General features: G+C 74.8%; 10 protein-coding genes. 6 read left to right on the top strand and 4 right to left on the bottom strand.

Translation table 11 applies throughout. From position 1 onward, the window contains the following. Positions 1-158: 158 nt before the first annotated feature. Both HOQ23_RS12305 and HOQ23_RS12300 read right to left on the bottom strand, forming a co-directional pair. A complete protein-coding gene (locus HOQ23_RS12305) occupies positions 159-872 on the bottom strand; it encodes a response regulator transcription factor (RefSeq protein WP_172214870.1) in 714 nt (237 codons plus the stop codon). Continuing rightward, positions 869-2,185, bottom strand: coding sequence for an ATP-binding protein (locus HOQ23_RS12300; protein WP_172214869.1), 1,317 nt, complete (start codon positions 2,183-2,185; stop codon positions 869-871). Before HOQ23_RS12300 ends, HOQ23_RS12305 begins: the two co-directional genes overlap by 4 nt. A gap of 167 nt (positions 2,186-2,352) precedes the next feature. Here HOQ23_RS12300 and HOQ23_RS12295 point away from each other — a divergent pair, with 167 nt between their 5' ends. Next, entirely contained in the window at positions 2,353-3,693 is a 1,341-nt protein-coding gene (locus HOQ23_RS12295) for a PspC domain-containing protein (protein WP_172214868.1), read from the top strand. Beyond that, entirely contained in the window at positions 3,690-3,971 is a 282-nt protein-coding gene (locus HOQ23_RS12290; RefSeq protein ID WP_172214867.1) for a hypothetical protein, read from the top strand. Before HOQ23_RS12295 ends, HOQ23_RS12290 begins: the two co-directional genes overlap by 4 nt. Positions 3,972-3,997: 26 nt before the next feature. Here the strand turns inward: HOQ23_RS12290 and HOQ23_RS12285 are convergent, their stop codons facing one another. Further along, positions 3,998-5,032 carry a glycerophosphodiester phosphodiesterase family protein gene (locus tag HOQ23_RS12285; RefSeq protein ID WP_367650478.1) on the bottom strand — a complete coding sequence of 345 codons (1,035 nt, stop codon included), beginning with the start codon at positions 5,030-5,032 and terminating at the stop codon, positions 3,998-4,000. A gap of 90 nt (positions 5,033-5,122) precedes the next feature. On the opposite strand from HOQ23_RS12285, the gene HOQ23_RS12280 reads away from it, so the two are divergent. Genes HOQ23_RS12280 through HOQ23_RS12265 form a run of 4 tightly spaced genes read left to right on the top strand, consistent with a single transcriptional unit; the run spans position 5,123 to position 9,781 of the window. Beyond that, positions 5,123-5,698: a YbaK/EbsC family protein gene (locus HOQ23_RS12280; protein WP_172214866.1), complete on the top strand. Its 576-nt coding sequence runs from the start codon at positions 5,123-5,125 to the stop codon at positions 5,696-5,698. A 45-nt stretch (positions 5,699-5,743) separates the two neighbouring features. After that, on the top strand, positions 5,744-6,235 hold the full coding sequence (locus tag HOQ23_RS12275; protein ID WP_172214865.1) for a DUF6328 family protein: 492 nt from the start codon (positions 5,744-5,746) through the stop codon (positions 6,233-6,235). 40 nt (positions 6,236-6,275) lie between these two features. Continuing rightward, positions 6,276-8,033, top strand: a complete 1,758-nt coding sequence (locus tag HOQ23_RS12270; protein ID WP_172214864.1) for an ABC transporter ATP-binding protein — start codon at positions 6,276-6,278, stop codon at positions 8,031-8,033. Continuing rightward, positions 8,030-9,781 carry an ABC transporter ATP-binding protein gene (locus HOQ23_RS12265; protein ID WP_172214863.1) on the top strand — a complete coding sequence of 584 codons (1,752 nt, stop codon included), beginning with the start codon at positions 8,030-8,032 and terminating at the stop codon, positions 9,779-9,781. Before HOQ23_RS12270 ends, HOQ23_RS12265 begins: the two co-directional genes overlap by 4 nt. Before the next feature lie 18 nt (positions 9,782-9,799). Here HOQ23_RS12265 and npdG read toward each other — a convergent pair whose 3' ends face one another. Next, a complete protein-coding gene (npdG, locus tag HOQ23_RS12260) occupies positions 9,800-10,489 on the bottom strand; it encodes an NADPH-dependent F420 reductase (protein WP_172214862.1) in 690 nt (229 codons plus the stop codon). Positions 10,490-10,629: the final 140 nt, after the last annotated feature.

Here is a 10,629-nt window from a genome sequence, read left to right as displayed (position 1 = left end):
CGACATCCCTGAACAGACCAGGTCGAAGACCTCGTTCACATCGTCGTACGGCACGAACTTCGGCATCACCACACCGCCAATCACTCAGCGTTGCTTCGACCGCCTGACTCCGCCCTCGACTCGACCGTCAGAAGTCTCGATTGAACGACAGGCCGGGGTCAGAGGAGGCGGCGGTCGGAGGCCCAGCGGGTGAGCTCGTGGCGCGAGGAGAGCTGGAGCTTGCGCAGCACGCTGGACATGTGGGTCTCGACGGTCTTGATCGAGATGAAGAGCTCCTTGGCCACCTCCTTGTAGGCGTAGCCGCGGGCGATCAGGCGCATCACCTCGCGCTCGCGCTCGGTGAGGCGGTCCAGGTCCTCGTCGACCGCGGTGAGCTCGATGGAGCCGGCGAAGGCGTCGAGCACGAAGCCGGCCAGTCGCGGGGAGAAGACCGCGTCGCCGTCGGCGACCCGGCGTACGGCGTCGACGAGCTCGGGTCCGGTGATGGTCTTGGTGACGTAGCCGCGCGCCCCGCCGCGGATCGTGCCGATCACGTCCTCGGCGGCGTCGGAGACGCTCAGCGCGAGGTAGCGGGTGCCGTCCGGCGGCTGGCGACGCATCACCTCGACCCCACCGCCGCCGGGCAGGTGTACGTCGAGCAGCACGACGTCGGGTCGGTGCGCGCGCACGGCCGCGACCGCCTCGTCCACGTCGGCGGCCTCGGCGACCACGTCCACCACCCCGGCCCCGACCGCCGCGAGCTCGGCACGCACGCCGCGGCGGAACATCGCGTGGTCGTCCACCACGACCACGCGCACCGGCGCGCCGGAGGCGGCGCCAGGTGCGGTGCTGCCGCCCGCAGGTCCCGTCGTGGGGGCGTCCGGCTCGGTCATCTCTCGTCTCCTCGGTGCGGGTCGGTGCTGGTGGGGCGGGGCAGGTGCAGGCGCACCTCGGTGCCCTCGCCGGGCGCCGAGCGGATCTCGGCGCTGCCCCCGTGGCGCTGGAGGCGGTCCACGATGCTGTGGCGCACGCCGTAGCGGTCGGTGGGGATGTCGTCGGGGTCGAAGCCGCGGCCGCGGTCGCGCACGAAGATGTCGACACCTGCGTCGGTGACCTCGGAGTAGACGTCCGCGCGACCGGTGCCGGCGTGCTTGGCGACGTTGGTGACCGCCTCGCGGGCGGCGGCGAGGACCGGGCGCAGCTGCTCGTCGAAGTCGCAGTCGCCGACGGTCACGACGTCGACGCTGATGCCGTGGGCGTCCTCGATCTCGGCCATCGCGACGCGCAGCGCGCTGGCGAGGGTGCGCTCGTCGTGCGCCTCCCCCGCGTAGAGCCAGGCGCGCAGGTCGCGCTCCTGGGCGCGGGCCAGCCGGGCGACCGTGGCCGCGTCGGTGGCGTTCTTCTGGATCAGTGCGAGCGTCTGGAGGACCGAGTCGTGCAGGTGCGCGGCCACGTCGGCGCGCTCCTGGCTGCGGACCCGCTCCTCGCGCTCGGCCGAGAGGTCGGTGGCCAGGCGGAGCACCCAGGGCCCGACGACCACCGCGATGCCGAGCAGCACCAGGACCGCACCGGCGATCGCGCCCCGGGCGTCGGACAGCGAGGCCCCGTCGAGACCCACGATGAGCGCGGCGGCGACGACCAGGCTCACCCCCGCGGCGACCCGGGCGACCGCGCCCCAGCCGCCGGTGCCGAACACGATGCGCAGCGGGTCGACCCGGCCGCTGGTGTCGCGCCAGCGCTCCCGCTGGGCCTCGTCGGCCTGGCGCCACAGCAGCGCCAGCCCCACCAGCCCGAGGAAGACCGGCCAGAAGATCGCCCCGCGACCGAAGATCGCCTCCGCGGTCAGCACCAGGCCGAAGGCCAGGGTGTGCAGCGCGATCATCGGGCCGTAGTCCTGCCAGCGGCGCCGCTGGCCGGGGCGCCGACCGTCGCGGGTGGCGGCCTCCAGGCCCGGCGCGTCGGCGGCGAACCGGTTGTCGGCCGGCAGCACCATCCACAGCCCGGCGTACAGCGCGACGCCGAGAAAGCCGAAGAGCGCCAGCACCAGGAACGCCACCCGCACGGTGAGCACCGGCAGGCCGAGGTGCCGGGCCAGGCCCGAGGCGACGCCGCCGATCACGACGTCGTGGGTGTCGCGGTAGGCCTTGCGCGGCTGGTACGGGGCCCCGGCCGCCGGGGTCGGCGCGGTGCTGGACGGGCTGCTCATGACGGTTCCCATCGTCACACAACCGGCGCTCCCGCCGCAGGGGTCCGACCCCTGGTCCGACCCCGGTCCTTCCCCGGCACCCGAGCCGTCCCGCGGCGGGATTCCCCAGGTGCGGATCAGGGTCGTCCCCGATGGTGGGCGGGCCGCCGGGACGGCAGGCTGGGGCCATGACCACGACACCACCCGACGCCCCCGTCGGACCGGAGCAGGGCCCCCGGCCCCGCGCCGACGAGCTGCGCGACCTCGGTCGGCTGCGGCGCAGCACCACCGACCGCCACGTCGCCGGCGTCGCCGGCGGCCTGGGCCGCCACCTCGACATCGACCCGGTGATCCTGCGGGTCGCGTTCGTGGTCCTGATCTTCTTCGGCGGCGCCGGGCTGCTGCTGTACGGCGCCTGCTGGCTGCTGGTCCCGCAGGACGACGGCACCGAGGCCCCCGTGCGCCTCGACGACCGCACCCGCAGCATCGTGCTGCTGGTCGCCGCCGGACTCGCCGGGCTCGCGCTCGCCGGCGACTCGTGGGGCGTGATCGGCTTCCCGTGGCCCCTGGCGATCCTCGGCGCGATCGCGCTGGTGCTCGTCACCCGCAGCCGGCGCCAGGGCACCCCACCGCCGCCGCGGCCCTATCAGCACCCCTACGGCCCGCACCCGTACGCGCAGTACCCCTACGCCCAGCAGTACGCCGCGCCTGCAGCGCCCGGCGCCGCGCCTGCGGACTCTCCCGACGCGACCGTCGCGCCGGCCCCCGACGCCCCTGCCGACACCCCCGTCGACGCCCCCGGCGCCGCACCCCAGACCGAGCCCGCGGGCTGGAGCACCGGCCCGTACGCCGCGCCGTACGCCGGCCCGGGCACCCCCTACGTCTGGCAGCACGTCGCGCCGCCGACCCCGCCGAACCCGGCCCGCCGCGGGCCGCGGCTGTTCTGGCCCGCCATGGCCCTCGCGGCGCTCGGCGTCGGGATCCTCGGTCTCATCGACGCTGCGGGCGCCCCGGTCCCGGACAGCGCGTACGCCGCCCTCGTCACCGCCACCTGCGGGGTGATGCTGCTGGTCGGCGCGTTCTTCGGCCGCACCGGCGGGCTGATCCCCGTCGGGCTGGTCGCCGCCCTCGTGATGGGCGGCACCGCCGTCGGTGAGAACCTCACCGAGACCGACGCGCAGTACCGCCCGCTGACCTCGCTCGAGGTCGAGAGCTCCTACGACATGGATGCCGGCGACCTGGTCCTCGACCTCACCGCGCTCGAGGACCCCGAGGCGCTCGCCGGCCGCTCGATCGAGATCGACGGGGGCGTGGGCCGCGTGGAGGTGATCGTCCCCGACGACCTGCGGGTCGAGGTGACCGCGGACGTCGGCATCGGCAGCGCGGAGGTCTTCGAGCACGACGACGGGGGGCTGGGCATCACCAGCACCGGGACCACCGGCCCCTCGGGCGAGGCGCTCGAGATCACCGCGGACCTCGGCATCGGCCGGGTCCGGGTCCACACCGAGTCCCAGGAGGCGGGCCGATGAGCAGCTACGACGACCGCTGGAGCACCCCCGACACCGGTGGGCGGCACCCGCTCAGCGTCGGCCCGCTCGTGATGGGCATCGCCCTGGTCGGCCTGGTGGCGGTCTGGGCCCTGGTCAAGGGCGACGTGGTGACCGGCGACGCGATCCGTTTCCTGCTGCCCCTCCCGTGGGTGCTCGCGGGAGCCGGTGGCCTCGCCGCCAGCGTGCTCGCGGCGAGGCGCCGCTCCCGTCCGGCCGCGCAGGCCGGCCGGGACACCGACCTCGACGACCTGCTCTGAGGCAGCGCCGTCCGGGCGCGCACCGCTCAGGCGAGCGCCCGGACGGCGGGCAGCACCAGGTCGGGGTGGTCGGTGATCAGCCCGTCCACCCCGGCCGCCAGCAGCGCGGCGGCCGCGGCCCCCACGTCGCCGTGGCCGGCGGGGTCGGCGCCGCGCCGGTGCTCGCGGGCCAGGAACCGGTTCTCCGCGCGCAGGGTCCACACGTGGACGCCCAGCCAGCGCCGGTGCGCGTCGCGGACCAGCCCGGTCGCCGGCGCGAGAAACCCCTCGGGGGTGCGCGGCAGCACCAGCTCGTGGTGGACGCCCAGCCCGTCGGCGTACGTCTCGATCTCGTCGAGCGCCGCGGGGCCGACGTCGTCGCCGAGGTCGAGCAGCCGGACCAGCGGCAGGCGGGTCCGCGCGGCCAGGCGCCGCAGGACACCGCCGTCGAAGGACATCAGCACCACCGGCGAGCGCGGCCCGTCGAGCCCGTACCGGGCCAGGTCGGCGAGCAGCGGCTCCTCCACCGCGATCCCGCGCCCGGCGAAGTACGCCGGCTCCTTGATCTCGACCAGCAGCGCGATGCTCCGCCCGGCCCGGGTCGACTCGGCCCCCAGCATCGCCAGCACCTCGGTGAAGGTCGCCACCCCCTCACGGCCGTCGTGGCGGGTGTTGCCCGGCCGCAGCCCCGGCATCCGCTCGCGCGCCGTCAGGGTCCTCAGCTGCGCGAGGGTCAGGTCCTCGCTGAACCAGCCGGTGAGCGTCGTCCCCGCGACCACCCGCGTGGTGCGCAGGTGGGCCAGCTCCGGGCGCTCGGCGACGTCCGTGGTGCGGCTCAGCTCGTTCTCGTGGCGCGCCACCAGCACCCCGTCGGCGGTGGGCACCAGGTCCAGCTCGAGGGCGTCGGCGCCCATCCGGATCGCGGTGCGGTAGGCGTCCAGCGTGTGCTCGGGGCGGTGTCCGCTGGCGCCGCGGTGCGCGACGACCTCCGGGGTCACGACGAGGCTCGCCGTCCGCCTGGTCGGGCCCGGGCCGGGGCGCACGGTCGGGGGACGGGTCAGCAGGCTCGTCGGCAGGCTCACGGACCATGCCTCCCATGCCCGGGTCGCGCGGGGGTGGCGCGCCCGTGTCCGGACCGTGGCGCGGGGATGAATGCCCGGGGCCGCGCCATCATGGGCGCCATGCCTGCGCTTCCCTCGCTTCCGACGCTCCCCTCGCTGGCCGCCCGCGAGCACCCCGAGCTGCTCGCGGCGCCGGTCGCCGCCGCCCTCGCCGGCTGGGAGCACGCCGACCAGGTTGCCGTCGTCGAGATCGACCCCGCCCTCGCCGACACCGCCGCCATGAGCGAGGCGTACGAGGTCCCGCTCGCCTGGAGCGTGAACTGCGTGGTGGTCGCGGGCCGGCGCGACGGCGCCGAGCGGGTCGCGGCGTGCCTGGTGCGAGCCGACACCCGCGCCGACGTCAACAGCCGGGTCAAGCGGCTGCTCGACGTGCGCAAGGCGTCGTTCCTCGCGATGGACCGCGCGGTCGCGGAGTCGGGCATGGAGCACGGCGGGATCACCCCGGTCGGGCTGCCCGCCGGATGGCGCGTGCTCGCCGACAGCCGGGTGCTGGACTGCGAGGTCGCCGTCATCGGCACCGGGCTGCGGCGCTCCAAGCTGCTGGTGCCGGGGAGCCTCCTCGCCCGGCTCCCGGGTACCGAGGTCGTGGAGGACCTGGCCGTGCCGAGCGGGGGCGACCCCGCCTAGGGACGGGCAGCCCAAGCCCGAGCACCGGGAGGTGCGGTGGAGCCGATGGATCCGGTCGACCAGGGCGGGCGGCGCGAGACGCCCGCGGAGCGCCTGGACCGCAAGTTCGCCGACCAGCTCCAGGAGCTGCGGGTCATGCAGACCGGCGCCCAGCTCACCGCCGGCTTCCTGCTCACCCTCCCCTTCCAGGAGGCCTTCGACGACCTCGACGCCTTCCAGCGCGGCTGGTACCTCGGCCTGGTGCTGCTCGCCGCCCTGACCACCGCGCTGGTGCTGACGCCGGTCGCGGTGCACCGGCGACTGAGCGGTCGTCACGTCAAGGAGCTGATCGTCGACGCGACCCACTGGCTGATGGCCGGCGTGCTCGGCTGCCTGGCGCTCCTGGTCAGCGGCATCACGGTGCTGATCTTCGACGTGGTCGTGGACCGCAGCGCCGCACTCGTCACCGGCTCCGTGGTCGCGGCGGTGCTCCTCGTCCTGCTGGTCGTGCTGCCGCTGCTCCTGTCGGCCCCCGGCACCCACCGGCACCCTCGATAACGACTGGATCACGCCGCAGCCCCTTACGTACTGTCGGTCGGTGCACCAGCTCCCCCACGCCCATCCCGGCACCGCCGACCACCGCTCCCCCGGGAGGTTCCTGTGGTGGCTGGCCCGCCAGCAGTGGCGCACCCTGGTCATGGGGATGCTCTTCGGCATCGTCTGGATGTGCACCCAGGCCGCGATGCCGGCCGTCATCGGCCTGGCCATCGACCGCGGCGTGGCCGCGCGCGACCGTGACGCGCTGCTCGAGCTCGCCGCCCTGATGCTGCTCATCGGGCTGGTGCAGTCGGCCAGCGGCATCATGCGCCACCGCTTCGCGGTCACGAACTGGCTGATCGCCGCCTACCGCACCGTCCAGCTCGTCGGGCGCCACGCCGTGCACCTCGGCGGCACGCTGCCGCGCAAGGTCTCCACCGGCGAGGTCGTGGCGATCGGCACCAGCGACCTGTCCCACCTGGGCCAGGTCATGGACGTCTCGGCGCGCTTCGCCGGCGCCGTCGTGTCGTTCGTGGTCGTCGCGGTGATCCTGCTGCAGACCTCGGTCACCCTGGGCCTGGTGGTGCTCCTCGGCGTACCGCTGCTGATGCTGCTGGTCGGGCCGGTCCTCGCCCCGCTCCAGCGCCGCAGCACCGAGCAGCGCGAGCTGATGGGCTCGCTGTCCAACACCGCCTCCGACATCGTCTCGGGGCTGCGGGTGCTGCGCGGCATCGGCGGCGAGCAGGTCTTCCACGACCGCTACGTGCGCCAGTCCCAGGCCACCCGCCGCGCCGGCGTCCGGGTCGCCAAGGTGCAGTCGGTCCTCGACGCGCTCCAGGTCTTCCTGCCCGGCGTCTTCGTCGTGGTCGTCGTCTGGATCGGGGCGCGGTACGCCGTGGAGGGGCGCATCACCGCCGGTGAGCTGGTGGCCTTCTACGGCTACTCCGCGTTCTTGATGATCCCGCTGCGCACCGCCACCGAGTACGCCAACAAGCTGATCCGGGGCCGGGTCTCCGCGCGCCGGGTCGCCCGGGTGCTGGCGCTGACCCCCGACCACACCGACCCCGCGGTGCCGGCCACGCCCCCGCCCCCGGGCTCGGACCTGGTGGACGCGCGCAGCGGGCTGAAGGTGCGGGCCGGCTCGCTCGTCGCGATCGTCAGCGAGCACCCCGACGAGGCCGCGGCCCTGGCCGACCGGCTGGGCATGTGCGCGGCCGAGGTGGACCGCGACGTGACCCTCGGCGGGGTCGCCCTGCCCGACCTGCGCCGCGCGGACGTGCGCGAGCGGATCGTGGTCTCCGACACCGCCTCGGTCTTCTTCTCCGGGCGCCTGGGCGACCGCCTCGACGTCACCGGCACCGGCGGCGACCGGGTCGCCCGGGCGCTGGACACCGCGTCGGCCGACGACATCCTCGCCGCCCTCCCCGACGGCCTGGACACCCGCGTCGCCGAGCGAGGCCGCTCCTTCTCCGGCGGCCAGCGCCAGCGCCTGGTGCTGGCCCGCGCGCTCACCAGCGACCCCGAGGTGCTGGTCCTCGTCGAGCCGACCTCCGCGGTCGACGCCCACACCGAGGCGCGCATCGCGGCGCGGCTGCACGCCCAGCGCGCCGGTCGCACCACGGTGGTCACCAGCTCCAGCCCGCTGATGCTCGACGCGGTCGAGGAGGTCGCGTTCCTGCGCGACGGCGTGGTCGTGGCGACCGGCACCCACGCCGACCTGCTCGCCTCCTGCCCCGACTACCGCGCGGTCGTCACCCGCGAGACCGCCGCGGACGTCGCACCGGACACCGCCACGGACAACGAGGAGCTGCGCGCATGAGCACCACCGCCCTGCCGGTCGCCGACAGCCGCGCCCTGCGCTCCTACGTCAAGCGCCTCGCCCGCCGCCACCCGCGGCTGCTGTTCGGCGCCCTGGGCCTGCACGTCCTGGCCGCCGCGGCCGCGCTCGCCGCACCGCGCCTGCTCGGCGACCTCGTCGAGGCGGTCGAGCTGGGCACCACCGCAGGCCACGTCGACGAGATCATGCTGCTCCTCGCGGGGTTCGTGGTCCTCCAGACCGTCCTGACCCGCTTCGCCCGCTACCTCAGCCAGGTGCTCGGCGAGCAGGTGCTCGCCGAGCTGCGCGAGGACTTCGTCGAGAGCTCCCTCGCCCTGCCCGTCGGGGTCGTGGAGTCGGCCGGCTCCGGGGACCTGCTCACCCGCACCTCCCGCGACGTCGACCAGCTCGGCTGGTCGGTGCGGTGGGCGCTGCCGGAGTGGACGATCGCGCTGGTCACCGCCGTGATCACCTTCGCCGCCGCGATCAGCGTCGGCTGGTGGGTGGCGCTGCCGTGCCTGCTCGGCGTCCCGCCGCTCGTGATCGGCCTGCGTTGGTACCTCGCCCGCGCCAAGGACGGCTACCTGCGCGAGAGCGCGTCGTACTCGGCCATCAACGCCACGCTCACCGAGACCGTCGAGGGCGCGCGCACCGTCGAGGCGCTGGACCTGGCCGACGAGCGGCTCGGCGCGATCGACGACGACATCCGCGAGTCCTACCGCGCCGAGCGTTACACGCTGCACCTGCGCACCGTGTTCTTCCCGAGCATGGAGCTGTCCTACCTGATCCCCACGGTGGCGACGCTGCTGCTCGGCGGCTACCTCTACACCGAGGGCCGGGTCTCCCTCGGCGACGTCACCGCCGCGGTGCTCTACGTGCAGATGCTCATCGACCCGGTGGACCGCATCGTCTCGATCCTCGACGAGCTCCAGATGGGCGCCGCGTCGCTGGCCCGCCTGCTCGGCGTCGCCCAGGTGCCCGACGACCGCGAGGTCACCGGCGCCCGGCCGGACGGCGAGCAGATCGAGGCCGCCGACGTGCGGTTCTCCTACGTCGAGGGCCGCGACGTCCTGCACGGCGTCGACCTGAAGGTCGGCGTCGGCGAGCGGATCGCGATGGTCGGCCCCTCGGGCGCCGGCAAGTCCACGCTGGGCCGGCTGCTCGCCGGCATCCACCCGCCGCGCACCGGCTCGGTGACCGTGGGCGGTGTGGGGCTGACCGAGCTGCCGCTCGACGACCTGCGCGGCCACGTCGCGCTGGTGACCCAGGAGCACCACGTCTTCGCGGGCACGGTGCGCGACAACGTCGTCCTGGCCCGTCCCGGCGCCGACGACGACGCGGTCCGCGCGGCGCTGGACGCCGTCGACGCGCTCGGCTGGGTCGAGGCGCTGCCGGCCGGGCTGGACGAGGTGGTCGGCTCCGGCGGCGCCACGCTGAGCGCCGCACAGGCCCAGCAGGTCGCGCTCGCCCGGCTGGTGCTGGCCGACCCGCACACCCTGGTGCTCGACGAGGCGACCTCGCTGATCGACCCGCGCGCCGCGCGGCACCTGGAGCGCTCGCTGGGCGCGGTCCTCGAGGGCCGCACGGTCATCGCGATCGCGCACCGGCTCTTCTCCGCCCACGACGCCGACCGGGTGGCCGTGGTCGAGGACGGGCGGATCAGCGAGCTCGGCTCGCACGACGAGCTGGTCGAGGCCGGCGGGTCGTACGCCGCGCTGTGGGACAGCTGGAACGGCAAGCACCAGGACTGACCCACAGCACGGCCGCGCTCAGCGCTCGACGTCCTCCAGGCCGCTGAGGCGGATGCCGGAGTTGACCTTGTACTTGCGGTTCACCGAGATCAGCACCGCGGTGAGCGGCTCGAGGACCCGGGCCAGGCGCAGCTTGCCGGCGTCGACGCCGCGGCGGCTGGTGACCGCGACCGCGAGGTCCTGGGCGACCTGCTTGGCCTCGACGACGTCACCGACGACGAGGACGTCCTCGTCGAGGTAGTCGTGGTCGCCCCACAGGTGGACGGCCGAGACGTTGTGGAAGGCGCCGACGACGGTCGCCTCGGGGGCGAGCGACTGGGCGTGCTCGGCGGCCGAGCCCTCGCCCTCGTCGATGACCCGGCCGTGCGCGCCGCGCTTGTCGAAGGCGAGCGGGTTCACGCACGAGATCACGGTCTTGCCGGCGAGGTCCAACGTGGCGACCAGCTCGTCGTGGCCGTCCCACGGCACCGCGAGCAGCACCACGTCGGCGGCGGCGACCGCGTCGGCGTTCGAGGCGCCGGTGACGCTGCCGGCACCCTCGACGCCGGCCAGCCGCTCGGTGACCTCCTGGGCCACCGGCTCGGCCTTCTCCGCCGAGCGGGAGCCGAGCACGACGGTGTGGCCGTGACGGGCGAAGCGGTAGCCCAGGCCCTTGCCCTGCGGGCCGGTGCCTCCGATCACGGCGATGCGGTACGACGACGACGACAAGGTGCTCTCCTCGGTTCAGCGACGGTCTGTCCCGCGATGATCCCAGCACCGGCACCGGGGCGCGCGGCGGAGTATCGAGGAGTGGCACGCGCTGCTACGTTGACAGTTCCGCTGTCAAGGACGGCGGTGTCCTGACGTCG

The organism is Nocardioides sp. zg-DK7169 (genome assembly GCF_013155365.1).
Lineage (GTDB): Bacteria > Actinomycetota > Actinomycetes > Propionibacteriales > Nocardioidaceae > Nocardioides.
Note: the sequence above shows the minus strand (reverse complement) of the source record. Positions and strands in the feature narration are given on the sequence as shown.